This is a genomic window from Marinobacter sediminicola (genome assembly GCF_031157525.1).
In the GTDB taxonomy this organism is placed as follows: domain Bacteria; phylum Pseudomonadota; class Gammaproteobacteria; order Pseudomonadales; family Oleiphilaceae; genus Marinobacter; species Marinobacter sediminicola.
Window position 1 is genome coordinate 169,606 of record NZ_JAVIXR010000003.1, and the last position, 26,065, is coordinate 195,670.

Here is a 26,065-nt window from a genome sequence, read left to right on the forward strand (position 1 = left end):
GTTTTGAAAGAACTTTACCAACCTGGCACGGGCTTTGTTTATATCTTTTTGTCCAGGGAACACCCAAGGACATTCATTCATTAAAACGTCATGGAGCAGACTATGCCAACTCCTTGTTATATCTCGATCGAAGGTAAAACTCAGGGCAACATCACCGCTGGTGCATTCACGTCCGATTCCGTAGGCAACATCTACGTTGAAGGTCATGAAGACGAAGTACTGGTTCAGGAATTCAGCCACGTTGTTACCGTTCCTACCGATCCCCAGTCCGGCCAGCCTTCCGGCCAGCGTGTACACAAGCCGTTCAAGTTCACCTCCGCACTGAACAAAGCCACCCCTCTGATGTACAACGCTCTGGCTTCTGGCGAAATGCTGCCAAAGGTTGAGCTGAAGTGGTACCGCACCTCGGTTGAAGGCAAGCAAGAGCACTTCTTCTCTACCATCCTGGAAGATGCCACCATTATCGACATCAACTGCACCATGCCCCACTGCCAGGACGCCGCCAGCGCTGACTTCACCCAGCTGGTAACCGTGTCCGTGTCCTACCGCAAGGTAACCTGGGAGCACGCAGTTGCCGGCACTTCCGGTGCTGACGACTGGCGTTCGCCAATCGAGGCGTAAGTTTCGATTTGGTTCTAAAAGAGAGGCTCCACGCCTCTCTTTTTTGCATTCCAACTATCAAAAGGAAGTTGATAGTGAGCAATACCAATTTATCTGAAGAAGATGTCTCAGCTGTAAAAGCAGTAATCACTGCCTTTTACGGTGAGCGCATCGCAAACCGTTTTCATGCGGGCAGCATTACGCCAGAGACGCTACAGCTTGTTGCTCAATTAATAACTGAGACTGAAGTGTGCAGCCAATGGATCGATGCTGTCCCAAACCCAAAAGACATACTTTCTCCCGCAAATGGCATTCGAAAATGGGCCATCAGGGTTATTCGAGCTGCAGGCGATCCATTTGCAAAGGGCCACATTAAAATCAGCCTTACTTGCAAACTAACTCGTGGACTACAATTCAGGAGTTTGCTGGAATCCTCTCTCAGATAAGACAAGGAAGCCTGAATAAATGAAACTCATCAGCACAGCTATATTTTTACTGTTTTTATCGGGCTGCAGCTCGGTTCAGCCGATATCATTTTCGCCAAGTCAGGATTACTCGGTGTCTGTGGGTTCTTCTTTATTCGATGCAGTGCGTATTGACGTAAATGACACATCTCTCTTCCGTAAAGGCAAGGCCATTGGGTTCATCCGCATTGAACCTGTCCCCGAAGGCTCCGATTCAGCGGAAGCTTTTCTGAACGAGCTTAAACTCAGCTCTGAATCAGCATCCACGAATACAACGCCATTGAATCTCCCATCTGGCTTCACGGGGTTCGCAGCAAAAAACCGTAATTACGTTACCGGCTACCTATTCAGCGAAACGCACTCCGACTCAATTCTTATTTTCAGCTTCCCTGAAGGTGACTTCGACGAAATCGTCAAGACAGTCTCGGCCGGAATTTAATACGCCGCCTTCAGACAAACTGTCACCACTTATTTTTATCTGGTGACGTTATGTCTGACTCGTCGCCGAGAATCTAGTAAATTGGCAGGTAACCTAACGAAACCGAATTACCAGATCATGAGGCGCGTAGTCCTTCGATTGACATGAAACACCCGAAATATCAAATGCGTCAGCTAGGCGAGCTGATGTGCACTGTTACAGAGCAGATTCTCTGGCAACCCGCTGCAAATCAGGTTCAGGCGCAAGCGCCCGGGAGCACTCTGGTGTGCCGGGTAGGCTCCGGCCAAGCGACCTATCACCGCTTTAACCCGCAGCCAAAGCAGCACCAGATCACTTACGGCCTTCGCATGATTCAGGCCAAGCACCATCCCGCCACAGCGAGTGGTTGGCTCTCCAGCCGCGAGATCCACAGGCGTGGATATTTCGACGGCGAGCTGAACACACTTAACCTGCTGGCACACACCTGCTGCCACGAGTTCGCACATTTGCTGCAACACAGTGCAGGCCACAGGTTTCCTGGCTCGGTTCACAACCGGCACTTTTATAACATTCTGGATGGTCTGCATGAGAATGGAGAAGCAGGTGTCGTGCGAGAAGTATTAGCGGAGCGCGCGGAACAGCAGGGCATCGATCTGCCTCAGCAGTCTTTCGAAATGCCTGATATCAATAAACAGAAGGCGGCGTGGAACCTTGGCGAAGCTGTGGCCTTCGACCAGGGTTTGCGGGAATTTCAGGGCGATATTACGCGAGTGAACCGCAAAACCTGCACCGTGGACGGCACAGGCAGGTTCCGGGGCCAGCGCTACCGAGTCCCCATGTCGATGCTACGCAGGGTGCGCTAAAAGCTCACGAATTTCCGGAACACAGGAGCCACAGTTGGTGCCGCACTTTAAAGTTTGCCCCAAGGCTTCCAATGTCGTGTGCCCACGGCGGATGGCACTGGCAATCTGGCGATCACCCACCTGAAAGCAGCTGCACACCAGAGCCCCTATTTCTTCCGTTTCCACAGACCGGCCCGCAAGCAAACACTGTCGCTGATCAGCGCTCAAACGTTCAGCCGAAAAACACTGATCCAGCCACGCCAGATCCGGCAAAAGACCCACCTCACGATCGACCAAAAGAACAGCATCCAGGCGACCATCAACCACCCACGCCGCACGGAAGCGGCCTTGCGCTGCATCAGCCATGATCAGCTGTGGTTCTCCCCCCAGCCAACTCCTCGCATCACTACCCCAATCTATGGTCTGGTTACCTGCCAGCCACCAACTCGTACTGTGGGTCAGTGGCTGGCGGCACCAATAGTCACAAAATCCCGCCAGCTTCCCCAGCCCTCCGCCGGAGCCGCGACGCATCAGCCGAGCCTGCCATCGGCTCGCAAGGCTAGATAAGCTGGCAACACCGTGCTTGCTTTCTGGCTGGCCAGAGATCGGATCGGTCACAGCAGCAATCAGATTTGTTGCAACACTTTGCGAGGCAAAACATCCGCTCCAGTGAATCGGTATGAAGACCTCTCCGGGGCGTTGATCCACTGTCAGCCGAGCCCGACCAAGAAATGCCTCAGGCCCTGGCCCGGTGAGCTGGCACAAGGTCCCGTCATTGATCCCATAGTGGAGCGCATCGTCCGGATGGATTTCAATGGAAGGTTCCTGGCGGTGCGTCAGAAGCCGAGAGACCAGTGCCGTGCGCGTCATCGAGTGCCATTGATCACGAATACGGCCGGTATTGACCACAAGTGGGTAGCGTGAGGTTACGACTTGGCGGGGCAGCCCTGCAGAAATGGGCACCATTCGGGCCCGCCCGTTATCCGTGGCAAAGCGCCCGTCAGAAAACAGCCGGGGTGTGCCGGTTACATCACCCGCCTCATCAATGGATACAGGCCACTGCACAGGTTCCAGCTGGTTATACTGAGCCTCGGTCAGCTGGGCCAAAGCACCGATATCAAACACTTGTCGCCCGTCGCTAGCCTTACACGCAAGAGCGGAGAGCATCGCGTGCTCCCGAAAAATATCTGCAGGACGCTGATACTGAAAAGCCCGGGCATGCCCAAGCTCGCGCGCAACCGACGTCAGTATCTGCCAGTCAGGGCGAGCTTCGGAAGTTAAAGGCAGAAAAGATCTCTGGCGCGAAATGCAGCGCTCCGAATTGGTGACGGTTCCGTCTTTTTCCCCCCATCCAGCCGCTGGCAGCAATATCTTGGCGAATGCTGTGGTATCCGTATTCGCCATGCAGTCGGACACTATCACCGTGGGGCAAGCTGCCAAGGCCTCACACACCCGCGCCGAATCCGGCAGGCTGACCGCAGGATTGGTGCCCATAATCCAGAGCACCTTGATATCACCTCGATGCACAGCCTCAAAGAGCTCAACCGCTTTGAAACCAGGCGCCTCCGGAAGACGGTCTGTATCCCAGAATCCGGCCAAACGCTCACGGGCGCCCGGAGTATCGTATTCCATATGAGCAGCCAGGGTATTCGCCAAACCACCCACTTCCCGGCCACCCATGGCATTGGGTTGGCCTGTCAGGGAAAAAGGGCTGGCGCCCGGCCGGCCCACACGTCCCGTCGCCAGGTGGCAATTGATAATGGCGTTGCAGTTGTCGGTACCGGCTACCGACTGATTAATCCCTTGGGAGAACGTTGTTACAGTTCTCGGGGTGTCGGCATACCAACGGTAAAACTGCTCAACGTCGTCCTCGTCAAGATCACACTGGGTGGCAACGGATGTCACTGAGGGGGCAACCTCCTGTGCACTCGCAAGGGTTTCTTCAAAGCCGCTACAGTGCCTAGCGATATAGTCAGAATTCGTCGCCCCGTGTTGCACCAGCCACACCAGCAATCCGTTCAACAGAACCGTATCGGTACCAGGCTTCAGTTTAAGGTGGAGGTCTGCAAGGTCAGCCGTGGCTGTTCGCCGCGGATCAATAACCACCACCCGGCGTCCGGCGCGCTGCGATGCCTGCATACGCTGGTAGAGTACGGGGTGAGCCCAGGCGGCGTTGCTGCCCGCCAGCACCAGAAGATCGGCGAGTTCCAGATCCTCGTAACAGCCGGGAACACAGTCCTCGCCAAACGCTCGTTTGTGGGCTGCCACCGCTGAAGACATACAAAGTCGCGAGTTGGTATCCACATGGGGCGTACCGATAAACCCTTTGGCAAGTTTATTGGCAACATAATAGTCCTCTGTTAACAGCTGACCCGACAGGTACAGGGCTACAGATCCCGGGCCGTAATGATCAACAGCATCGCGAATGGCATCGCGCACTGCAGCAAGCGCCTCTGGCCAGCTTCGCTCCTCACCCTCAACTTGGGGCTTCAACAGCCTTCCGTTGGGAACCAGAGTGTCATGCAACGCTGAGCCTTTAACACACAGCCGGCCCTGATTGGCGGGGTGACTTTTGTCGCCGGCCACTAAAGAAGGTGTCGCCGCCACACCACAACCCACACCACAGTATGGGCAAGTGGTTTGAATGCTGTCAGCCGGTTTGATATTGGAATCCACGCTTCTACCTCTTCGCCTGTGTTTGATCACTGTTTGCTCAAAACCCAGATGCGAACTGCAATAACAAGGCCAGCGCAGCCCCAAAATCCATGACCCTGGCCCGGATGCGCCGCGTACAGCGCCCGCGCGCCCACAACTCACCTACGACAGACTCTCGTCTGGTACGTCTCCAACGATTCACAATGGTGCAAAACCACTCGGTCCTGCACTAAAGCAAACCAGAAATATCCTTCCCAAACACAACCTGAACTCTGAAGAAGAACAATACACCACTGTTTTTAAAGCGTTTTTTATCACTGGCACAGGCTATGCAACCTCACAGATGAACTTTCGAGACCACTCAATTTAATCGGGCATAGGTGCCTGCCTTCCGACAGCGGAGGGCAGGCATTTTTTTGCCTGAAAGAATGTCACGAGGTAGATACGTCATGGAAACAACCCTGAACATCGTCACCGGATCGTTCCGCCGACTGGCCGGGTTGGCTGCTACAGCCGCCCTTATAGCCAGCGCCGGCATGGTTCAGGCAGAGATTGGCCCGCCTGAGAAGCCGGATCTGAAGCTCGGCTTTATCAAACTGACCGACATGGCGCCTCTGGCCATTGCCTGGGAGCAGGGTTTCTTTATGGACGAAGGTCTGTTCGTTGAGCTGGAAGCACAAGCCAACTGGAAGGTCCTGTTGAACAGAGTTATCACCGGCGAGCTGGATGGCGCCCACATGCTGGCAGGCCAGCCGCTGGGAGCGTCCATTGGCTATGGCACTCAGGCCAACATCATTACTGCGTTCAGCATGGACCTGAACGGCAACGCGATTACCGTCTCCAATAAAGTATGGGAGATCATGCGCCAGCAGATTCCTGAAAAGGATGGAAAGCCGGTGCACCCGATCAGCGCAAGTGCCCTGAAACCGGCGGTAGAGCAATCCCGTGAGAAGGGTGAACGTTTTCGCATGGGCATGGTGTTCCCGGTTTCCACCCACAACTACGAGCTACGCTACTGGTTGGCGGCGGGTGGCCTGAACCCTGGCTACTACGCCCCTCAGAACGGCGATACCAGCGGCACCCTCAGCGCAGACGTACACCTTTCTGTAACCCCGCCCCCACAAATGCCCGCCACTCTGGAAGCAGGCACCATTCACGGCTATTGCGTGGGCGAGCCCTGGAACCAACAGGCCATATCGAAGGGCATTGGCGTTCCGGTGATCACCGATTACGAAATCTGGCCGAACAACCCGGAAAAGGTGTTTGGCGTCAGTCAGTCCTGGGCTGGGAAATACCCCAACACCCACCTGCATCTGCTGCGCGCCCTGATTCGCGCTGCACACTGGCTGGATGAAAACAACAATGCCAACCGGCAAGAAGCCGTCGAAATACTGTCTCGCTCGAGCTACGTGGGTGCCGATGCCGAGGTCATCGCCAGCTCCATGACGGGTACCTTCCAGTATGAGAAGGGGGATATCCGCGAGGTGCCCGATTTCAACGTTTTCTTCCGCTACAACGCAACCTACCCGTACCCGTCTGATGCCATCTGGTATCTCTCACAGATGCGCCGCTGGGGCCAGATACCCGAGGCCAAACCGGACGACTGGTACATGAAAACGGCAGCACAGGTATACCGTGGAGACATCTATGCCGAAGCGGCCAGATCCCTGATCGACGATGGCTTGATGGAGGCTGAAGACTTCCCCGACTTCAATCAGGAGAACTTCTCCCGCCCCCATCAGGGTGAGTTGATTGATGGTGTCGCCTTTACCCCGCGCCAACCCAATGCCTACATCGACAGTTTTGACATTGGCCTGAAAGGCTCCGATACCCCTTAACGCGCTGTCCTCAGGAGAACCACATGAGCACGCTAATGAACACAAACTCCAGAATCCGACGTTTTGGGGGGCTGAAAGCACTGACAGATCGATTCACTGGCGTGGAGCTGGCCCAAACCGGCAAACAGCTGGTACTCCCGATGGTCGGCATTCTGGTCTTCCTCGGCTTCTGGCATCTGGCTGCGCCCCAGGTGAACACCTCGTTGGGCTCCTTTCCAGGCCCGGCGCAAGTCTGGGAGCAGAGCGGACAGCTCTGGCAGGAGCACATCAACCAGAGGGAACGGGCGGACAAGTTCGTGACCATGCAGAAGGAGCGAAACGCTCGAATTCTGGCTGAGAATCCAGATGCCGAAGTCAAGATCCGGAGCTACCCCGGTGCCCCGACGTTTGTGGACCAGATTGTCACCAGCTTGATCACCGTCATGGCGGGCTTCCTTCTGGCAACGGCGATCGCCGTCCCACTGGGCATAGTGCTGGGTCTTAACCGGCACCTTCAAGCAGCGATCAACCCACTGATCCAGATCTTCAAACCCGTTTCGCCTCTGGCATGGCTACCTCTGGTTACCATGGTGGTATCGGCGACTTACGTCAGTGACGACCCGATGTTCGAGAAGTCATTCCTCACCTCGATGATTACCGTCACCCTGTGCAGCCTTTGGCCCACCCTGATCAACACCGGCGTTGGCGTAGCGGCGGTGAATCCAGACCTGCTGAATGTTTCGCGGGTTCTGCGATTGTCATTCTGGACCCACGTGATGAAGGTCGTTCTTCCATCCTCGGTACCCATAATCTTCACCGGGCTTCGCGTCTCGCTCGGCATTGCCTGGATGGTGCTGATTGCGGCTGAGATGCTGGCGCAGAGCCCCGGGCTTGGCAAATTTGTCTGGGATGAGTTCCAGAACGGCAGTAGCCAATCCTTAAGCCGGATCATGGCGGCCGTGCTGGCCATCGGTTTTATCGGCTTTGTACTGGATCGCGTCATGTTGATGCTTCAGAAAAAAATTGCGTGGAACGAGTAACGGAGAAACTTATGAGCAAGCCCCATTTGGAACTGACCGGCGTGGAAATGTCATTTGATACACCCAAGGGTTCCTTTATTGCACTGGACAACATCAACCTGAAAATCAAAAAAGGCGAGTTTGTCTCCCTGATTGGCCATTCCGGCTGCGGTAAATCCACAGTCCTGAACATTGTCGCCGGTCTGCTACAGGCTACCAAGGGCGGATGCATTCTGGATGGCCATGAGATCAACTCTCCCGGGCCAGAGCGGGCCGTGGTGTTCCAAAACCATGCTCTGATGCCCTGGTTGACGGTGTACGAGAACGTGGAATTGGCGGTGCAACAGGTATTCCGTAAATCCATGACAAAACAGGAGCGTCGAAGCTGGATTCATCACAACCTGGAACTGGTAAACATGGCCCACGCCGCCAACAAGCGGCCGGGAGAAATCTCAGGAGGTATGGCACAGCGGGTCGGGATTGCCCGGGCATTGGCAATGAAGCCAAGCGTGCTGTTGATGGATGAACCTTTTGGCGCTTTGGATGCACTTACCCGGGCGCACCTCCAGGATTCCCTGATGGAAATCCAACAAGACCTGAACAACACGGTGATCATGATTACCCACGATGTGGACGAGGCCGTGTTGCTGTCTGACCGCATTATCATGATGACCAACGGCCCCGCGGCGGCCGTCGGGGAAGATCTTTATATCGACCTGGAAAGGCCCCGTAACCGAGTCACTCTGGCGGATGATCCCACCTACGTGCACTACCGGCAGGAGGTTCTGAAGTTTCTCTATGAGAAGCAACGTAAGCTGGAAAGCATCACCCCGCGCCGGAATAATCAAACGACTGGCACAAACATGCAAAAAGACACCGTTCCGGCGGCGAAGGCCTGAACAGGTCGCTTACTTCAACACATCAGCCATAGACACCAGTGCCCGAGCAACCTCGGGCAGCTTTTTACCCTGATCCATGGCCAGCTTTCGCAAAACCCGATGAGCCTCATCGTTGTTGATTTTGCGGTGACGCATCAACAACAAGACCGCTTTTTCCTGAACCTTCCTCTCTTCCAGAGCGTCTTTGGCACTCTGCAAATCCTCGCTCATCTGTTGAAGCCGACGTGACTGCGCCTGCACCAGGTCAAAAATTGATCGTCCAGATTGTTGACCAATACCGCCGCTGTTCCAGGCTTCACCTGATTGGATCTGCCCACTGTTGTCTGGCTCACAGAGTACCAACATGGACGGCACAGAATTTTCTGGCTGCTCAAGTGCTGCAATCAGTACCTCATGATGTGCCAATGTGCTCCGTGCGTCTGCATAACGCTCGGCACAGCGACCATGAAAACTGTTTTCCACCGATTCTTCTACCTTTTTGAGCTCATCCATACGCTCGCTCATTAGCGCAAACCAGTGATCAGCAAGTTCTGGGTCCAGAGGTTTGTATCGGCCGATGGCGCATCCGAAACGCCGCAGGCGCTCCACTTCCTGTTCCCGCTCATGAGCAAGCAGGCTCTTTAGTAGCTGGCCGCTCTGCTCATCGGCAAACTCGACAAACACCTCAAAACACCGCCCCTGCGCTTCAACAAGGTGCGTCATGCGCCGGCTCAGTGCACTGTCAAAGCGTCCTGTGGAGAAACCGACGGAGCCTGCTGCGCGCTCTTGGCCACAGAACTCTTTACCCTTCATCAGATGCACCATAGCCACCAGCAAACGCGCAAGCGAGGGATCTACGGCAGTATCCGCCGCTTCGAAAACCATGGTAATCAGCCGCTGGATAAGCGTACTGTAGGACTCGGTTGTCTCTGGCACCGACAGTGCCCGGGCTTTCACCCGCTCGCGCAGCGCTGTCAGGCTCTCCAGCCCATGAAGGGCGCTGGCAATATGAGCCAGCAAGTGGCTGCTGACAGGGTGTGTCGTCAACTCTTCATGGATCTCAGCCAGTGCCCGCTTGAAAACGATATACAAACACTCCGATTCAGCGACCATGGTTTTTCTCTCCAGGCCAAACTTTTCACCACCCGATCCCAGAAAAATGGAGGACGCTCCGCGTTCCCGCTGCAGCCCGTGCACGAGATTGCTGATGCTCTGTACCAGCCTCCCCATCTGCAAAAAATACTGGAGGTTCATAAGCTCGCACCGCCGCGATGCGATCAGGTACGCCTCAGCCGAGGGTTGGACAGGGTTGTATCGACGCTTGCTGATATCCATTTCAAAACTCCGGGTGTAGTCACATTGCTGCATCGCTGGAAACCGGAGCAATTACCGCGCCAGCAAAAACGCATCAAAGTCGTGCAGCCTGCTCCTGCAAGGTGCAAAAAAGCCGGATACCCAAGCACCACACTTATCAAGAAAACATCAAAGCATTGATTTTAAAGGTTTTTGCAATTTGGCACGAACATCGCTTTATACAATTCAAGGACGATTGTTACGGCCAAGGATTCGGCCGAGCTTCCAGAAAACTATTGATGGCATTGGCGCCGGATCATCGATTCCCCGAGGGGACGAGATGCTCCGGCTTTTTTGGTTTTAAGCGCGGCATAGGTGCAAAGATGATCCGGAAAATGGAACCGACATTGATCGTCTGTGGCCACGGAATGGTGGCTCAACGATTCCTTGAAGAGTTGGTGAGCAAAGCCTCAATCCCCTATCGGAATATCATTGTGTTCAACGGCGAAACCTATGCGGCATACAACCGTGTTCAGCTTTCTGCCCTGCTCAGCGGAGACACCCAAGAGGATAGCCTGCCCTTGAAGCCAGACGCCTGGTTTGCCCATCACGGCATTCAGGTTCATCACGGTGAAGCAGTCGAGGCTATCGCTCCGGATGAGCACACGGTGACGACAAGCTCAGGCCGTGTTTACAGCTATAGCACACTGGTTATTGCAACCGGAGCCAGCCCCGCCCGCCTGGGTATTCCCGGCGAAGAACTGAGCGGTGTTATGAATTTTCGCGACCTTAACCACACTCGCACCCTGATTGAGCTTAGCAAAAGCCGGAAGCGGGCCATCGTGGTTGGCGGCGGATTTCTCGGGCTTGAGGCTGCCGAAGGTCTGCTGCGCCGGGGCATGGATGTCACCGTTTTGCACCGAAGCCGTCATCTCCTGAACCGGCAGCTGGACCCTGACAGTGGCAAGCTTCTGTCTGATGCCCTGACCGAACGCGGCATGCATATTCTGACGTCCACATCCCCCTCCCGGATACTGGGGCAAGAACGTGTTCGTGCCATTCAACTGCACGACCAGACTCTTATCAGCACGGATCTCGTTGTCATCGCTACCGGCATCAAGCCCAACCGTGAACTGGCACAAAACGCCGGGCTGGCCTGCGGGCGGGGCATACAGGTCAATGCTCAGCTACAAACCAGCGCTGCAGACATTTTCGCCATTGGCGAGTGCTGCGAGTTCAACGGCGAAACCTATGGGCTTGTGGAGCCGGGTTACCAGCACGCAAAAACCTTGGCATGCGTACTGGCAGGAACAACCAGAAGCGCGACATACCAGCCTTCTGAAATCGCCACCAGGCTCAAGATCGGCGGCATACCTGTTTTTTCCTGTTGCAAGCAGGCACCCGATGAGCATACCGAATCCCTGATCTGGCAAGACATTACAACCGGCGGATACAACCACCTGCTGGTTCGCGATAACCGGCTGGTTGGCGCCATTCTGATGGGCAACACAAGCCAAGGCCCGTGGTACCAGGAGCTGATTAACGACAACACCGACATTCAACCATTCCGGGCCCAGTTGCCCTTTGGCAAACCCTATTGCGAAGCAGCAGCCTGAAGCGCTGCCCATGAGAGAGGAAAGAACCATGAGCAAGAAAACCCTGATCGTGATTGGCAACGGCATGGTTGGCCATCACTTTCTCGAGCAATTTGTCGCCAGCTCTGCGGCCCCGGACTATGACATTCTGGCTTTCGGCGAAGAGAAGCAGTTGGCCTACGACCGGGTTCACCTGTCTGAGTACTTCGCAGGCTCTACCCATGCAGATCTCGCCATGGGCACGGAAGACTGGTACACCGAGCAAGGCATTGAGTTGCATTTAAACGAGCCAGTCACCGCCCTGAACCGGGATCAGCGTACCTTGATCACACCGAAAGGCGAATACCACTATGACGAACTGGTGCTGGCGACCGGCTCCTTCCCGTTCGTGCCGCCGATTGAAGGCCGCGAGCACCCCCACTGTTTTGTATACCGAACCCTGGACGATCTCGATGCCATTCGCGCCAGCGCCAAAGAGGGCAAATCCGGCGTCGTAGTAGGCGGTGGCCTGCTTGGTCTGGAGGCCGCCAATGCGCTAAGAAGTCTCGGCCTGCAGGCCCATGTGGTGGAATTCGCCCCCCGCTTGATGCCGGTGCAGCTGGATGCCGACGGCGGTGCGCTGTTGCGCCACAAAATTGAAGAGCTGGGTGTTCAGGTTCACACCGAGAAAGCCACCACCGCCATCGTTGCGGGCGAGAACGCGCGGCTGCGCATGAACTTCAGCGATGACAGCCATCTGGAAACCGATCTGATCGTATTTTCCGCCGGTATTCGTCCGCAAGACGCACTCGCGCGAGCCAGTGGCCTGAACGTGGGCGAACGCGGCGGCATCGTCGTAAACGACCAGTGCACCACCTCCGATCCGCATATCCATGCCATTGGCGAGTGCGCGCTCTGGGACCAGAGGATTTTCGGTTTGGTCGCGCCCGGCTATACCATGGCCCGCACCTTGGCATCGGTGCTGAACAGCCACTCTGACGCTGCCTTTACCGGTGCCGATATGAGCACCAAGCTGAAACTGCTGGGCGTGGATGTTGGCTCCATCGGTGATGCCCACGGCCAGACGCCCGGCGCCCGCAATATACGCTTTAACGACGAGCAAACAGGCCACTACCGCCGCATGGTTGTCAGCGAAGACGGTAAAACACTGCTGGGTGCCATTCTGGTAGGCGATAACAGCTACTACGATACTCTGCTGCAGTACGCACTGAACGGCATAGCGCTACCCGACAATCCGGAAGCCCTGATCCTGCCGGAGAGCCAGGGCGGTGCGCCGGCGCTGGGCCCCGACGCGCTTCCGGAAACCGCTTCCATCTGTTCCTGCCACAACGTCACCAAGGGCGACATTTGCTGTGCCATTGATGCGGGTAGCAGCGATCTTGCCGGCGTCAAAGCCGACACCAAGGCCAGTACCGGTTGCGGGGGCTGTACCGCATTGCTCAAGAGCGTCGTAGACAACGAGCTGGAAAAACGCGGCGTGGCAGTCAGCAAGGACCTGTGTGAGCACTTCCCCTACAGCCGACAAGACCTGTTCCATCTGGTGAAGGTGAATGGCATCCGCAGCTTTCGCACCCTGATCAGCCAGCACGGAAAGGGCCATGGCTGTGACATCTGCAAGCCGGTTGTCGGCTCCATTCTGGCCACCTGCTGGAATGAGCATATTCTGGCCACCGATCACGTGCCCTTGCAGGATACCAACGATACCTTCATGGCCAACATGCAGAAAAACGGTACCTATTCCATTGTGCCGCGCATTCCTGGCGGGGAGATCACACCCGATAAGCTGATCGTGCTGGGCGAGGTGGCCAAAGAGTACGACCTGTATACCAAGATCACTGGCGGCCAGCGGGTTGACCTGTTCGGCGCCACACTCAGTGAGTTGCCGGTGATCTGGGAGAGGCTCATTGCAGCTGGCTTCGAGACTGGCCACGCCTACGGCAAGTCCCTGCGCACGGTGAAGTCCTGCGTTGGCAGCACCTGGTGCCGCTATGGGGTGCAGGACAGTGTCGGCATGGCCATTCTTCTGGAGAATCGCTACAAGGGCCTGCGGGCGCCGCACAAGGTGAAGATGGCGGTGTCTGGCTGCACCCGCGAGTGTGCCGAGGCGCAGAGTAAGGATTTCGGGGTGATCGCCACCGAGAACGGCTGGAATCTCTATGTTTGCGGTAATGGCGGCATGCGTCCGCGGCATGCTGATTTGTTTGCCACCGATCTGTCTGATGAGGCGCTGATCCGCACCATTGACCGGGTGGTGATGTTTTATGTGCGCACGGCCGACCGGCTGCAACGCACGAGTGTCTGGATGGAGAACCTGGAGGGCGGTCTGGAGTATCTGAAGCATGTGGTTCTTGAGGACAGTCTGGGCATCTGTGCTGAGCTCGAAGAGCATATGAACGGCATTGTAGATACCTATCAGTGTGAGTGGAAAACGGCTGTGGAGGATCCCGGGAAGCGTAAGCGGTTTCGGGAGTTTGTGAACTTGCCAGAGCAGAGGGATCCGGTGCAGCAGTGGACTACTGAGCGGGGGCAGAGGCGGCCTGTTTTGGAGTCTGTGTAGCCTGTTTGTTTTGGTGGGGGCGCGCGGCGGCACGGGGGATGCTTTTCCTCTGGGAAAAATAACTCGCTGCGCTCAGACATCTTTTTCCCGGCGGAAAAGCATCCCCCATACCACCACGCTCACCAAACTGGCTAATACCGTAAACCTGAAAACGAAATTTAAGGAGAATACAGATGAGAACTCGTACTTGTTGGAACTCGGTTTGTACTGTTGATGATCTGGTGCCGGAATCCGGTATTGCGGTCTGGACGGTAGACGGGCCGGTGGCGGTGTTTTATCTGCCGCATCGGTTGCCGGCGCTCTTTGCCATCAGCCATGCAGATCCATTCAGTGGCGCTAATGTTCTGGCGCGAGGTATCACGGGGGATCTTGGGGGTGAGCCAATCGTCGCATCGCCTTTGTACAAACAACACTTTAATCTGAAAACCGGTGCCTGTTTGGAGGATGAGTCGGTTAGGGTCAAAACCTACTCGGTGCTTCTTGATGGAAATCGGATCCTTTTGGAAACAAGGGAAACACATCAGGAGGCTGTGGCAGCCTAACCTTGAATCACTCGCGGGCAACCTGATGTAAGATCAGTCAAACAATCATAAAAAGGATCCTGCCCGTGAAGCCTCTCAGCCCTACAGACCAGCTTTTTCTCTGGCTGGAAAAGCGCCAGCAACCCATGCATGTGGGCGGGCTGCAGATTTTTTCGTTTCCGGAGGATGCGCCTGACGATTATGTCGCAAGGCTTGCTGAGCAACTTCGAAAAGACACGCAAGTAACAGCGCCTTTCAACCTGCGACTGGACAGCCGCTTGGCACAACCTGTGTGGGTCCAGGATGATCATCTGGATCTGGAGCACCATTTTCGCTTTGTCGCCTTGCCTACTCCCGGCCGTATCCGTGAGCTGCTTGCGTTTATCTCTGCCGAACACTCCCACCTGATGGACCGGGAGCGGCCTTTGTGGGAGTTCCATCTTATTGAGGGGCTTGGCGACAGGCAGTTTGCCGTTTACATAAAGGTACACCATTCCTTGGTGGACGGTATTTCCGCCATGAGAATGACTCAAAAAATGCTGTCGACGGATCCCTCCAAGCGCAACATGCCGCCCGTTTGGGACATGGTTGTACGACAAGGGCAGAGCGGGGACAGAAGCAGCCCCTCTCTCTGGCAGAGTATCAGCCATTTACTGGGGGAGTCGGGGAAGCAGCTTGGAACTGTGCCAGCCGTCGCTCGGGAATTACTGCGCTCGGTGAATAAAGCCCGCAAAGATCCACTCTACAATTCCATGTTCCATGCGCCACGCAGCATTTTGAATCGAAAAATTACCGGCTCCCGTCGATTCGCGGCGCAATCCTATTGCCTCAAGCGCATCAAGGCCGTTTGTCATGGGTACGACGCCACTGTGAACGATGTGGTCACCGCCATGTGCGCCAGTGCGTTACGTACCTATTTGATGAACCTGGATGCGCTGCCAGAAAAGCCATTGATTGCAATGGTTCCGGTGTCTTTGCGCAAGTACCAGAAGTCAGGGGAGGATCAAGCGGAGGGCAATCACGTGGGCGTTATTCTGGCCAATCTGCACACGGATGAAAGCCACGCAGGTGAGCGGCTCAGGAAGATTCACCAAGGCATGCAGGAAGCAAAGGAACGTTACGCCCACATGTCGCCTGAAGAGATTCTCAACTACACCGCTCTTACCTTGGCGCCGGCGTGCTTTCACCTTCTTACCGGGATGGCTCCGAAGTGGCAAACGTTCAATGTGGTGATTTCAAACGTACCCGGGCCAAAAGAAACCTCTTACTGGAACGGTGCCAAGCTGGAAGGCATGTATCCGGTGTCGATTGCCATGGATCGCATGGCATTAAACATGACGCTGACCAGCTATAACGACCAGATCGAGTTTGGTCTGATCGGGTGTCGCCGCACCCTACCGAGCCTCCAGCGGATGCTGGACTATCTGGAGGACGGTTTGGTGGAGTTGGAGCAGGATATGGCTAGCTGAACTTCACTTCGCGGTTCCGCTCTGAAATCTGGTCATTCAAGGTCCAGAAGTCGTAGAGAATACCAATCAGGAACAGGCCGCCGGTCAGCAGGTAGATGATGCCTGTGATCCATTTGCCCATGTACATTCGGTGCAGGCCAAATACGCCGGTGAAGGTGAGTAGCAGCCAGCCGATGTTGTAGTCGACTTCGCCTTCTCTAAACCTGCTGTCTGCCTGTTCGTCCATGGAGGGGATCAGGAAGAAGTCGATTATCCAGCCGATCAGAAAGAATCCGAACGTAAAGAACCAGATTGTTCCGGTGATGGGTTTGCCGTAATAAAAGCGGTGTGCGCCCAGAAATCCGAAGATCCAGAGTAGGTATCCAAACAGTTTGCTGTGTGTATCTGGGCGGTTGAGCATTATGGCTCCGGTGTCGGTTATCGGTAGCTTTTATATGGGGCTTGGAGGTTGATTCTACAAGGTCTTTGGTTTCGGTGCCGGGCCGGAGGGTGGCGCATATTCTCCTTGGGAAAAATAACTCGCTTCGCTCAGACATCTTTTTCCTGGCGGATAATATGCGCCACCCTCCGTCCTTCGACTCTTGCGATACCTCCAAATACTTTAGACGTTGGTCACGGCCCCAGCTCTGGTGCTGGGTCGGGGCCGCCTTCGCGGAATTCGCTGGCGGATTTCCCTGTCCATTTTTTGAAGGCTCGGCTGAAGTTGGAGAGGTCAGCGTAGCCCAGTTCGTAGGCGATTTCGCTCACGGATTGGTTGGTGTAGCGCAAGAGCTGTATGGCGCGGTCTTTGAGTACTGATTCCACGATTTCACGGTAGCTGGTTTCGCGGTCCGCCAGCCGGCGTTTCAAGGTGCGGGAGGAAACGCAGAAGCGCTCGGCCATGGCTTCCAACGAGGGCAAAGGGCCCGGCATCAGGCGCAGCATGTTGCGCACGGCCATGGCGATGTCGCCCTGTTCTTTTAGTGCTTTTTGCAGTTCAAATTCGCACTCATCGCTCGCCAGGCGGGAAGCGTCTGCATCGGCCAGCCGCATGGGCACGTCCAGCAGTGCTTTCGGGAATACCAGCATTTCATCGGGCTGGTCATACTCAAACTTTACCGGCAACTGGTCGGCAAACTGGCGGTAATAGGCAGGCTCCGCAGCACTCAGGCGCACACTGACTCCCGGCAACTTGCCGTCTTTCATGGTAAACCCACTTTTCTCTGCATCGCCACGGTCCAGCAACTGTTCAGTGAGCATCACCAAGGTTGCACAGACAGTTTCTGCCAGAAACGGATAAACGCCGGGCGCGTCGAACTCGGTGCAGAGTTTCACCAGTACCTGATCATCGGTTTCCGACTGGCTCATGGTGAGAAAAGGTATCCGCAATTGGAGGTAGCGGCGAACCGAATCCAGAGCTCCCGCCAGGGTGGGGCTGGTTAGCGCGGCGAATCCAAGCGTGCCGTGAATGGTTACCCGCAGTTCGCGAGTCAGCATAAAGCTTAAACCGTCTTTGCCGGCGAGCTTCAGGGCGCGTTCAGTCATAACCGTGGCATCTGTAACAAACACACGGCTGTCGTTGGCTTTCAGGTCTTCTGCGCTGAAATTCAGGCCCTGATACAGCTGGCGGTCGTTATGGCCAAGCTGCTGTACGGTCTGGGCCAGCACACGCAGGTATGCGCCTGGCACCAGGAATAGTCCCAGCATCTGCCGTTCTTTTTCCGTCCCGGAGATCGCCATAGGTTGCCCTTGTTTGCCTAAGTGAGTACTTGCTGAAGACTCTAGCAGAAGCCCGCAGCCATGGCAGTGGGGCCGGTTGCACCTGGTGTTCCGTCGCGTTGGTCAACTTTTGTGCCGCCCTGTCCCATTTTGAATGGTGACCGGCCTGCTTTCGCATTCATCCCGGCAGTGGACTCCGACACACTGAGGCCATGTCATCAGCCAATGTGAGGAGTAGACCCATGCTGAGTACAAAAGCCGCCGAAAAGCAGGTCACCGCAGCTAACCGGGCATCGAAAACGCCGGATAACGTCAACATTAAAGCCCAGCGTATGGGGTTTGAGTTTGATGAACAGGTACCCCAGTACTGGTTGGAGGACAGCCCTTTTCTGAGTCACATGATGAATGCACTTTCCGTGCTTTTCCCGCAGGGTGAGCAGTTTTTTGTGGATTCTGTACGTGCCTATCGGGATCAGATTGACGATCCAAAACTGAAAGCCGAAGTGCGGGGATTTATTGGCCAGGAAGCCATGCATTCCCTGGAGCATATGGCCATGAACCAGCATGTGCGGGATCAGGGCATGCCGATTGAGGACATGGAAAAGCATCTCAAAGTGGTTCTGGACGCCACCAAACTGCTGCCAAAGCGCCACCAACTGGCCATTACCTGTGCCCTTGAGCACATGACGGCCATGATGGCGGATATGCTTCTGGAGCGTGACGATGTGCGTGAGGGCATGCACGAAACCATGCGCCCACTCTGGGCATGGCACGCTATCGAGGAAACCGAGCACAAGGCGGTGGCTTACGATGTGTTTCAGGAAGTTGGGGGCACCTACGCCGAAAGAACCTTTTATCTGGTGTTCAGCACAGCGGCACTAGGGGTCATGGCCTCTTATTTCACCGGCCGATTGATGCTGAACGACGCCAAAGGCTTCTCGATTACCGATACCGCCAAAGGCCTGTGGCGTACATGGGGCAAAAATGGCACCTTCTCAAGCCTGGTTCCGGTCTGGCTCAGTTACTTCAAGCCGGGGTACCACCCATGGGATCACGACAACAGCGAGCTAATCGCACGTTTCAAGGAGGAGATCCAGTCTTTTATAGCGCCTCAGTACCAAGGTGGGAATCGCAAAACCCTGCAGTAATTCAAGGGTGCAAACACGCAGGCTGGCCACGTAGCGCCGGCCTGCCCGGTTTCAAGCCCCCGCGCCCTGCGCGTTCGCCGCAATGCCTTTGGCTTCCACTATCCCTTTCCGCCACAAACGCCATTCACCGGGTTGGTAAACATCCCATTTCTCATCGCTGGTCAGGGGCTCGGTTACAATCACGCTGACGATATCGTTCGGGGTGGTTTCTGATTCGAAATCCACAATCACGTCGGCATCCTTTAACCTCGCGGGGCCAAAAGGTGCGCGACGGGTGATGCTGGCCATTTTGGTGCTGCAGTAGGTGAACAGCCAATCGCCGTTACTCAGCAGTAAGTTGAAAACGCCTTGCTCCGCATACCCCTGCGACAGCTCCACCAAGTGTTCTGTAATAACCTCAACCGGTTCATCCCGGTCACATTGCTTACGCAGGTGGTTGAGAATATCGCAGAACAGGGCCTCGCTATCTGTGTCGCCAACCGGCTCGTAGAAACCCGATGATGGCCGGAACTCGGAGAGCTGGCCGTTGTGGGCAAAAACCCAGTAGCGACCCCAGAGTTCGCGCTTGAACGGGTGAGTATTGGCCAGACAAATGTCACCGACATTGGCCTGACGGATATGGCAAATAGCCACTTCGCTTTTGATAGGGTGGGTCTGCACCACTTCGGCAAGCCGGGAGTTTGAACTGGCATCCACATCGTGAAAGGCCCGCACACCTTTGCCCTCGTAAAAAGCGACACCCCAGCCGTCCTTGTGAGGGCCGGTGTCGCCACCTCTGCGGGTCAGGCCGGTGAAGCTGAAGCAAAGATCGGTGGGGGTGTTGGCACTCATGGCCAGTAGTTCGCACATAACGGGATGCGGCTCCGTGCAGGATGGGGGGTTCCAGTTGAAGGATACCGCACTTGGGCGGGTATGCCAGCAGCCGGCATACCCGCCTTTCTTCACAATCCGATAATAGCGATCAGATAATCAGCTTGTTGCGGGTGAAGCGTTCCACCAGTGGCTGGTAGGCAGACCCCAGCAACCGATTAATGACATCGATACCCCAGGCATCTGGCCCGACCAGAATGCGGGATTCGTTTTTGAGAATGCCTTTAACAATGGTTTCGGCCGCTTTTTCCGGCGTGGTCATGGCTATTTGGTCGAACCCTTTACGCAACTCTGTCGCGCTTTCCAGCCTGCTCATGCGCGCAGAATTGGCAATATTGGTACGAATACCGCCCGGGTGCACACAACTTACAGCCACTGGCTGCTTCTCCATTCTCATTTCCTGACGCAAGGATTCTGTAAAGCCACGAACCGCAAATTTTGCTGCGTTGTAGGCGCTTTGCGTAGGTACGCCGATCAGGCCAAACACACTGGAGATGTTCACTACATGGCCATCACCCGACGCAATCAGATGGGGCAGGAAGGCTCTTGTGCCGTGGGCGACACCCCAGAAGTCGATATCCATGATCCACTCGAAGTCTTCATCAGACATCTCTCTCACCGTTGCAGAGAGTGCTACGCCAGCGTTGTTGATAATCACATTAACCTGGCCGAAATCTTTCACTACCTCCGCTGCATGGGCGTATATCGCGTCTCTGTCGCCAACATCCAACCGGTAGGTTTTAACCTCCGAACCCGTCAGGCCGGCGGCGGTTTCAGCAAGGCCTTCCTCGTTAACATCAGACAGCGCCAGCCTGCAGCCCCGCACTGCCAATGCCTTGGCGAGAGCCCGACCGATACCGGAGCCTGCTCCGGTGATTACCGCTACCTTGTTTTTCAGATCTTTCATGGGCATGGGTCTCTTGTTGTGTGTTGCGCCTCTTAGAGAAGATACTCTAACAACTGCGCCTGAGCAGCATATGGCCTTGCGTTTCTGTATTGCACGACGCCCCGGCCAGTCGGACTCAGCCCCCGCTTTTGGGTACAATCCACTTACCGGGAGTTCAATCTCGCGGATTTCTTTCACCCTGAACCTGCGGACTTTCTGTATGGAATGGAGTCTTACACATTTTTGGCTGATTCTGGCCCTTGCATTGGGCCTGGCTGAGTTGACGTCCGGCGTGCTGTTGCTGCTGGCATTGGCTATTGCTGCTGGCCTGACCGCTGTGCTCGCCTATGTCGGCATGTCGTTCGAATGGCAACTGGTCGGTATGGGCATGTTCTCGGGCCTGCTGGTGCCAATCGCTATCCGCTGGATCCGCCCACGGTTTTCCCCAAAAGGCGTGGCCTATGGGACGACTGGCACGGGCGTCGAACAGGGAGAGCGCTATCGCACCCTGAAACGGGATTTTGATGGCGCTACGGGTATCAAGATCAACGGCGACTTTTATCGCTTGAAAGATGACAATACCGGCGCCACCGACTTCCCTGAGGGAACCGAGGTTATTTTCAGTCAGTTTGATGGCACAACCGCCATTGTTCACACAGCCACACACAAGGAACAGTAAGTATGGAAGCGTTTATTACACCAGGGCTGATCATCAGCCTGATTGTTGTCGCCATCGGCATTTTCATCATTGCCAAAGGGCTGGTGATCATCCGACAGTCAGAAGTGATGGTTATTGAGCGTCTGGGCTCTTTCAACCGGGTTCTGGAAAGTGGTGTAAACATCATTATTCCCTTTGTCGAGCGCCCCCGCCCCATCACCATGATCCGCTACATGCGCATGGGCGAGGAATACCACCCGATGATGACTGACGAAACCCGCATCGACCGCCGGGAAACCGTGATGGACTTCCCCGGCCAGCCAGTGGTGACCACCGATAACGTGACCGTGAAGATCAATGGCGCCCTCTACTACCAGATCATCGACCCCCGCCGTGCGGTATACGAAGTGGCCAACATGAGCCAGGCGGTGGAAGTATTGGCTAAAACCACCTTGCGTTCAGTAGTGGGCAAAATGGAACTGGATAAACTGTTCGAATCCCGCGCTGAGGTGAACAACGCCATTCAGGCCGAGATGGAAGAAGCGGCCTCAAAGTGGGGCGTAAAGCTGACTCGGGTAGAGGTTCAGGACATCAGCATGCCGGAAGAAGTTGAAGAGGCCATGCGCCTGCAAATGGCCGCCGAGCGTAAACGCCGGGCCACGGTAACCGAGGCAGAAGGTGAAAAATCAGCCGCTATTGCCAAGGCCCAGGGCCAGCGTGAATCTGCCATTCTTAACGCCCAGGGCGACAAGGAATCTGCCATTTTGCGTGCTCAGGGTGAGCAGGAATCCATTCGCCTGGTACTGAGCGCCATGGGTGACTCTGAAGACAACAAGCAAACCGTTATCGGCTACCTGCTGGGCCAGAGTTACATCAAGGTTTTGCCGAACATGGCAAAAGACGGCGAGCGGGTGTTTGTGCCCTACGAGTCTTCTGCTCTGTTGGGCTCCATGGGCATGTTCCGGGAACTGGCTGGCAGCCCGGAAGACGCTGTCCGCCAATCGCTGCAGAAAGATGGCCTGCGTGGCGGCTTGGTGGGCGGCGCCAGCAACGCCTGATTTTCTGGCACGTAAACGGACAACCTCTGGGTTCAGCCCAGCAGGTTGTCCAGAGGCTCTTCGTAACTGGGTGCGAACACTTCCATAAAGTAGGTCACTTCCGGCAACCTTTCCTGCACAAGTCTCTCTCGGATTTGCTTCTCCGCAGGCTCAAACTCGCGGTTACCCGCTCGCACCTCTGCTTGGCATTTCAGCCAGGCTGACAGGCGGTCTGCTGCCTTGATCAGTTCACGATCCTCCTCTGGTAATCGGGACTCTTGAAGGTAGGGCGCAAAGTCCTCACGCAGGTCTTCCGGTAACAATGCCAGCAGCTCCGCTTCTGCTTTATGCTCAATATCACCAAAGGCCTCTCGCATAACCTTGGAGTGGTACTTTATGGGCGTGGGCATATCGCCGGTTATAACCTCTGTTGCATCGTGGTACAGCGCCGCAGCGGCAATCTTGTCGGCATTCACCTGCCCGCCAAAGTGCCGGTTGCGAATCAGCGCCAAAGCGTGGGCCAACGTAGCCACTTCCCAGGAGTGAGTCGCTACGTTTTCTTCTATAGCGTTGCGCATCAACCCCCAACGCTTAATCCAGCGCAAGCGGGAAACGTATGCAAAGAAATGACTGCTGGCCTTAGGCACGAGCTGTGTTCCTTTTGAATGCTGTTATGTGCTTCATGAATGTCTTAGCGGGAATCCAGAGTAAACCCAACGATAACCTTGCCACCTTCCGATACCGTCGCATCACGGGAAGGCTCGAGCAAAAACAACTGCTTGGCTGGCACATCGTGGGTGTCTCGCAGTATATCCATCAATACACCAGCGCGGGCGCTGGCGAGATTATTCAGCGTTTCAGGCGCCAGTGATCGCTCGCCCGCAAGATACGCCTCGCGGGCCTCTTCCCAGGCCTGTTCTGTCAGTTCGACGCTTTGGTTTGCTGCCAGCTCATCACGCAGAAGCACCAGGCCATCAACGTTGGGTGAAACACCACCGCGCACGTTCAGCAGCAGATTCGGCCGATCAAGCAAGGCGTTGCCCAAAGCCGCCAACTTTTCAGCCTCACCCGGGGCCAGCTTATTGGTGCCCGGCTCAAAACCTATCTGCCCCAGCTCTTCGCCACTCAAGCCCGCAAGCTCGGCAATGGAGCCCAGCATACTGAACGGCGATGTTGCCGCTTTCGCCAGCAAATTCACAAAGGTGCGCATCACCACCTGGCCCACTCTGAAATCCGGGCTGCTCATATCGCCGCTGATGGGCAAGTTCACCTCAATGACACCATTGTTGTCCCGCATCAGCGCCAGTCCCAATTTCACTGGTGCATTCACGGCGTCTTCACTGGCAATCGCCTGCCCCAACCCAAGGCGATCCATAACCACCCGGTTCGATGCGTTTATCTGGCTGCCGGTAATCTCATAATCAAGGTCCAGTTCCAGCTTGCCGCTGTCGATGCTATAGCCCAGATACCGCCCCAGATAAGGCGTAAGTGCAGGCAAGGAGAGGTCCTTCATCACCAGTGTGAGGTTGTTGGTTTCTTCAGCCCCCAGAGTGCCGATTGTGCCATCAAGCTCCATACTCGCACTGCCTCCTACTCGCCCTTTCAGGCTAATCTTGCCCTGCTGGGGCGACACATTACTAAGGCCGGAAACAGTGCCATTAAGCTGGTCAATTGAGGTTGTAAAGGCCGGCTTCAACGTACGATCTGTATAGTCGAGTGCGCCTTGTTCAAGCACCAACTGGCCAATACGGAAAATAAGCCCGGCCTCATCCGTGGGTTCTGGCTGAGCTGGCTCGGCCGCATTATCCGTTTCAGAATCCCGGCTGATCCGGGCAAGGTTATGAATGTTATCGGTGTTGCGTACCAGATTAATCGACGGCTGGGCGAGGGTCACCGTGCCAATTTCAAGCCGCGCCGGATGTACGTTGTACTCAATGGGGGCCAGGCGTAGCGTCTTCCATGAAACAAGACGTTCCTTACTTCCCGGCAATTGAAGGTTCAACCCGGAAACCTCAGCAGTGCCACTGAAGGTGCCGGTTAAAGGCTCCTGTTGACCATCCAGATCAAGATTTCCATCCAGCCCCAATGTGCCGTCTGCAATTGCGAGATTGGCCGATTGCTGTAAATAGGGCTCAAACGCAGCCAGAAGAATGCCTGAGCCGGCGATGGCGGCCTCCAACGTAAATGGCTCAGGGGTCAGCTGGCCCTTAACGGATAGCTTGCCCCCACTGCCCAGAGTCGCCTGTAGCTCATACGGCACCTGATCTTCCATCTCGCTGTTTATGCTTCCGATAGATAGCGACAGCGGTTCAAGTTCAAGTTCCGCTGGCGATGCGGGCTGCAAATCCTGCCAGAGCACTCGGCCATCAGACACATCGATGCCCGCAAGCGACCAGCGAAACGGCCGCTGCGTTTCCGCTGGTGCGGGCTCGCCTGATTTGGAGGCGCTCTCCTCGTTGCCCGCCTCATTCTGTTCGGAAAATGCTGCAAGCGAGGCAATCCAGTCAATTTCTCCCCGGTTGTTCCGCGCCAGCGCAATATCCGGCTGCGCCAGAGAGATTTTCCCAACTTGGGCTTCACGAGCCCGGAGATCAAACCCGATATCCTCGATGGCGATTGAGGCTGTACTCAAACGGGCCTGTTCAGCCTGCTTATCTGGCGCAACTGCAAGATCTTCCACCAACACCCGGCCATTCGTGGTGACAAGTTGCAGCGTATCCCCTGCTTGCAACTGGTAATCGGAACCCACAGTTACTTTACCTCCGAGTAAACCGTAGGGCAGGTAGGGTGTCAGGAAGTGCCCGAGTGTTTTGTGGTCGACCCCTGAAACAACAAGATTCCCGCTGGAATAAAGTGGCGTAATGCTCAGATTGCCTTGCCACTCAATCGTCTGGTCACCTATGGCTGCCTGCAGATGGTAGTCGCTGTTGCGATCATCACGCTGCCAGGTGGCCAGATCACTCAAGGTAAGATCCAGCGGCAGAATGCGGAACTCTGCCATTTCTGGCTGAGTGAAATCCCGGAACAGCAACTCACCGCCGTTGATGGTGAGCTGTTGAAAGTAAATCGAGGGAGGCGACTGGCCATCCTCTGGCTCAGTGGGCTCTTCAAGCGCCTCCTTTTCTCTTGCGCTGGCCGCCTGAAAGTCCCGGGCGAAATTCACGCTGTAATCGTCAAGCAAATCCAGCCGGATGAACGGCTCATCCAGCTCAATCGCCTCAAACCCGACAATACCGCGAAGCAACTCAAAGAAATTCAGGTTGATATACAGCCGATCAAATCCCACGACCTTCTGGTTATCACTGTCCTGGGCCGAAAGATTCAGGGCCTCAACGCTCAATGCAAACGGGTTACTGTTGATATCACCCACCTCTGCCTGCCAGCTCATGTGTTGTTCCAGCTGATCCGGCAAAGCTCGCTTTAACCACCAGGGCAACACCAGAAAGCCCGCCAAGCTATACAACAGGATGAACACAAGCGCGACGATAATCAGAATTCCGGGAAGGCGACTGCGCTGTCGGCTTTCAGCCACGTTTTTCTCCTTTGAGACGAGGGGGGGCTAGAGCAAATAATCTTTCACAAGGATAGTCCGGAGAACGCCTGTTTGTCAGCCATTGTGCAGCAACCGCTGACACGGGAA

General features: G+C 55.5%; 22 protein-coding genes. 14 read left to right on the forward strand and 8 right to left on the reverse strand.

Going from position 1 to position 26,065, the window contains the following annotated elements; all coding sequences use genetic code 11:
• Positions 1–102 precede the first annotated feature (102 nt).
• The 4 genes from RG807_RS05730 to RG807_RS05745 all read left to right on the forward strand — a co-directional run bounded on the left by RG807_RS05730 (position 103) and on the right by RG807_RS05745 (position 2,345).
• Positions 103–621 (forward strand): Hcp family type VI secretion system effector, encoded by a 519-nt coding sequence (locus RG807_RS05730; protein ID WP_309044038.1) that lies wholly within the window; start codon positions 103–105, stop codon positions 619–621.
• Positions 622–695: 74 nt separating this feature from the next.
• Positions 696–1,046: a hypothetical protein gene (locus RG807_RS05735; protein ID WP_309044039.1), complete on the forward strand. Its 351-nt coding sequence runs from the start codon at positions 696–698 to the stop codon at positions 1,044–1,046.
• Positions 1,047–1,065: 19 nt separating this feature from the next.
• A complete protein-coding gene (locus RG807_RS05740) occupies positions 1,066–1,503 on the forward strand; it encodes a hypothetical protein (RefSeq protein ID WP_309044040.1) in 438 nt (145 codons plus the stop codon).
• 185 nt (positions 1,504–1,688) lie between these two features.
• The gene (locus tag RG807_RS05745) at positions 1,689–2,345 is read left to right on the forward strand and encodes a hypothetical protein (protein WP_309044041.1); all 657 of its coding nucleotides are present in this window, start codon (positions 1,689–1,691) and stop codon (positions 2,343–2,345) included.
• Here RG807_RS05745 and RG807_RS05750 read toward each other — a convergent pair.
• Positions 2,328–5,000: a nitrate reductase gene (locus RG807_RS05750; protein WP_309044042.1), complete on the reverse strand. Its 2,673-nt coding sequence runs from the start codon at positions 4,998–5,000 to the stop codon at positions 2,328–2,330. The genes RG807_RS05745 and RG807_RS05750 overlap by 18 nt on opposite strands.
• A gap of 515 nt (positions 5,001–5,515) precedes the next feature.
• On the opposite strand from RG807_RS05750, the gene RG807_RS05755 reads away from it, so the two are divergent.
• The 3 genes from RG807_RS05755 to RG807_RS05765 are packed head-to-tail and all read left to right on the forward strand — an operon-like array spanning position 5,516 to position 8,714.
• Positions 5,516–6,817, forward strand: a complete 1,302-nt coding sequence (locus RG807_RS05755) for a CmpA/NrtA family ABC transporter substrate-binding protein (RefSeq protein ID WP_309044227.1) — start codon at positions 5,516–5,518, stop codon at positions 6,815–6,817.
• A gap of 23 nt (positions 6,818–6,840) precedes the next feature.
• Positions 6,841–7,836, forward strand: coding sequence for an ABC transporter permease (locus RG807_RS05760; RefSeq protein ID WP_309044043.1), 996 nt, complete (start codon positions 6,841–6,843; stop codon positions 7,834–7,836).
• A gap of 11 nt (positions 7,837–7,847) precedes the next feature.
• Positions 7,848–8,714 (forward strand): ABC transporter ATP-binding protein, encoded by an 867-nt coding sequence (locus RG807_RS05765; protein WP_309044044.1) that lies wholly within the window; start codon positions 7,848–7,850, stop codon positions 8,712–8,714.
• A 9-nt stretch (positions 8,715–8,723) separates the two neighbouring features.
• Here RG807_RS05765 and RG807_RS05770 read toward each other — a convergent pair whose 3' ends face one another.
• Positions 8,724–10,028, reverse strand: coding sequence for a nitrate- and nitrite sensing domain-containing protein (locus tag RG807_RS05770; RefSeq protein WP_309044045.1), 1,305 nt, complete (start codon positions 10,026–10,028; stop codon positions 8,724–8,726).
• 341 nt (positions 10,029–10,369) lie between these two features.
• On the opposite strand from RG807_RS05770, the gene RG807_RS05775 reads away from it, so the two are divergent.
• The 4 genes from RG807_RS05775 (at position 10,370) to RG807_RS05790 (ending at position 16,128) form a co-directional block, all read left to right on the forward strand.
• On the forward strand, positions 10,370–11,602 hold the full coding sequence (locus RG807_RS05775) for an NAD(P)/FAD-dependent oxidoreductase (RefSeq protein WP_309044046.1): 1,233 nt from the start codon (positions 10,370–10,372) through the stop codon (positions 11,600–11,602).
• Positions 11,603–11,630: 28 nt separating this feature from the next.
• Positions 11,631–14,138 (forward strand): nitrite reductase large subunit NirB, encoded by a 2,508-nt coding sequence (nirB, locus tag RG807_RS05780; RefSeq protein WP_309044047.1) that lies wholly within the window; start codon positions 11,631–11,633, stop codon positions 14,136–14,138.
• 173 nt (positions 14,139–14,311) lie between these two features.
• Entirely contained in the window at positions 14,312–14,680 is a 369-nt protein-coding gene (gene nirD, locus RG807_RS05785; RefSeq protein ID WP_309044048.1) for a nitrite reductase small subunit NirD, read from the forward strand.
• A gap of 65 nt (positions 14,681–14,745) precedes the next feature.
• Complete coding sequence (locus tag RG807_RS05790) at positions 14,746–16,128, forward strand: WS/DGAT/MGAT family O-acyltransferase (protein WP_309044049.1); 1,383 nt, start codon at positions 14,746–14,748, stop codon at positions 16,126–16,128.
• On the opposite strand, the gene RG807_RS05795 is transcribed toward RG807_RS05790, so the two are convergent.
• Both RG807_RS05795 and RG807_RS05800 read right to left on the reverse strand, forming a co-directional pair.
• Positions 16,121–16,528 carry an NINE protein gene (locus RG807_RS05795; protein WP_309044050.1) on the reverse strand — a complete coding sequence of 136 codons (408 nt, stop codon included), beginning with the start codon at positions 16,526–16,528 and terminating at the stop codon, positions 16,121–16,123. The genes RG807_RS05790 and RG807_RS05795 overlap by 8 nt on opposite strands.
• Positions 16,529–16,740: 212 nt before the next feature.
• Positions 16,741–17,847, reverse strand: a complete 1,107-nt coding sequence (locus tag RG807_RS05800) for an AraC family transcriptional regulator (RefSeq protein ID WP_309044051.1) — start codon at positions 17,845–17,847, stop codon at positions 16,741–16,743.
• 221 nt (positions 17,848–18,068) lie between these two features.
• Here RG807_RS05800 and RG807_RS05805 point away from each other — a divergent pair, with 221 nt between their 5' ends.
• On the forward strand, positions 18,069–18,974 hold the full coding sequence (locus RG807_RS05805; RefSeq protein ID WP_309044052.1) for a metal-dependent hydrolase: 906 nt from the start codon (positions 18,069–18,071) through the stop codon (positions 18,972–18,974).
• 51 nt (positions 18,975–19,025) lie between these two features.
• Here the strand turns inward: RG807_RS05805 and RG807_RS05810 are convergent, their stop codons facing one another.
• Together RG807_RS05810 and RG807_RS05815 are read right to left on the reverse strand one after the other, a co-directional pair.
• Positions 19,026–19,823 carry a class II glutamine amidotransferase gene (locus RG807_RS05810; RefSeq protein ID WP_309044053.1) on the reverse strand — a complete coding sequence of 266 codons (798 nt, stop codon included), beginning with the start codon at positions 19,821–19,823 and terminating at the stop codon, positions 19,026–19,028.
• A 112-nt stretch (positions 19,824–19,935) separates the two neighbouring features.
• The gene (locus tag RG807_RS05815; RefSeq protein WP_309044054.1) at positions 19,936–20,751 is read right to left on the reverse strand and encodes an SDR family NAD(P)-dependent oxidoreductase; all 816 of its coding nucleotides are present in this window, start codon (positions 20,749–20,751) and stop codon (positions 19,936–19,938) included.
• A 199-nt stretch (positions 20,752–20,950) separates the two neighbouring features.
• On the opposite strand from RG807_RS05815, the gene RG807_RS05820 reads away from it, so the two are divergent.
• Together RG807_RS05820 and RG807_RS05825 are read left to right on the forward strand one after the other, a co-directional pair.
• Positions 20,951–21,409, forward strand: a complete 459-nt coding sequence (locus tag RG807_RS05820) for a nodulation efficiency, NfeD-like protein (RefSeq protein ID WP_298451142.1) — start codon at positions 20,951–20,953, stop codon at positions 21,407–21,409.
• Between the two features lie 2 nt (positions 21,410–21,411).
• On the forward strand, positions 21,412–22,446 hold the full coding sequence (locus RG807_RS05825) for an SPFH domain-containing protein (protein WP_309044055.1): 1,035 nt from the start codon (positions 21,412–21,414) through the stop codon (positions 22,444–22,446).
• 32 nt (positions 22,447–22,478) lie between these two features.
• Here RG807_RS05825 and yfbR read toward each other — a convergent pair whose 3' ends face one another.
• On the reverse strand, positions 22,479–23,072 hold the full coding sequence (gene yfbR, locus RG807_RS05830; RefSeq protein WP_309044056.1) for a 5'-deoxynucleotidase: 594 nt from the start codon (positions 23,070–23,072) through the stop codon (positions 22,479–22,481).
• Positions 23,073–23,116: 44 nt separating this feature from the next.
• On the reverse strand, positions 23,117–25,957 hold the full coding sequence (locus RG807_RS05835; RefSeq protein ID WP_309044057.1) for a DUF748 domain-containing protein: 2,841 nt from the start codon (positions 25,955–25,957) through the stop codon (positions 23,117–23,119).
• Positions 25,958–26,065: the final 108 nt, after the last annotated feature.

Bases quoted from the DNA above. Each gene is read 5' to 3' on its own strand.
- RG807_RS05730 (WP_309044038.1), top strand. From the start codon at position 103: ATGCCAACTCCTTGTTATATCTCGATCGAAGGTAAAACTCAGGGCAAC.
- RG807_RS05740 (WP_309044040.1), top strand. From the start codon at position 1,066: ATGAAACTCATCAGCACAGCTATATTTTTACTGTTTTTATCGGGCTGC.
- RG807_RS05745 (WP_309044041.1), top strand. From the start codon at position 1,689: ATGTGCACTGTTACAGAGCAGATTCTCTGGCAACCCGCTGCAAATCAG.
- RG807_RS05755 (WP_309044227.1), top strand. From the start codon at position 5,516: ATGGTTCAGGCAGAGATTGGCCCGCCTGAGAAGCCGGATCTGAAGCTC.
- RG807_RS05760 (WP_309044043.1), top strand. From the start codon at position 6,841: ATGAGCACGCTAATGAACACAAACTCCAGAATCCGACGTTTTGGGGGG.
- RG807_RS05765 (WP_309044044.1), top strand. From the start codon at position 7,848: ATGAGCAAGCCCCATTTGGAACTGACCGGCGTGGAAATGTCATTTGAT.
- RG807_RS05770 (WP_309044045.1), bottom strand. From the start codon at position 10,028: ATGGATATCAGCAAGCGTCGATACAACCCTGTCCAACCCTCGGCTGAG.
- RG807_RS05775 (WP_309044046.1), top strand. From the start codon at position 10,370: ATGATCCGGAAAATGGAACCGACATTGATCGTCTGTGGCCACGGAATG.
- nirB (WP_309044047.1), top strand. From the start codon at position 11,631: ATGAGCAAGAAAACCCTGATCGTGATTGGCAACGGCATGGTTGGCCAT.
- nirD (WP_309044048.1), top strand. From the start codon at position 14,312: ATGAGAACTCGTACTTGTTGGAACTCGGTTTGTACTGTTGATGATCTG.
- RG807_RS05795 (WP_309044050.1), bottom strand. From the start codon at position 16,528: ATGCTCAACCGCCCAGATACACACAGCAAACTGTTTGGATACCTACTC.
- RG807_RS05800 (WP_309044051.1), bottom strand. From the start codon at position 17,847: ATGGCGATCTCCGGGACGGAAAAAGAACGGCAGATGCTGGGACTATTC.
- RG807_RS05805 (WP_309044052.1), top strand. From the start codon at position 18,069: ATGCTGAGTACAAAAGCCGCCGAAAAGCAGGTCACCGCAGCTAACCGG.
- RG807_RS05810 (WP_309044053.1), bottom strand. From the start codon at position 19,823: ATGTGCGAACTACTGGCCATGAGTGCCAACACCCCCACCGATCTTTGC.
- RG807_RS05815 (WP_309044054.1), bottom strand. From the start codon at position 20,751: ATGAAAGATCTGAAAAACAAGGTAGCGGTAATCACCGGAGCAGGCTCC.
- RG807_RS05820 (WP_298451142.1), top strand. From the start codon at position 20,951: ATGGAATGGAGTCTTACACATTTTTGGCTGATTCTGGCCCTTGCATTG.
- RG807_RS05825 (WP_309044055.1), top strand. From the start codon at position 21,412: ATGGAAGCGTTTATTACACCAGGGCTGATCATCAGCCTGATTGTTGTC.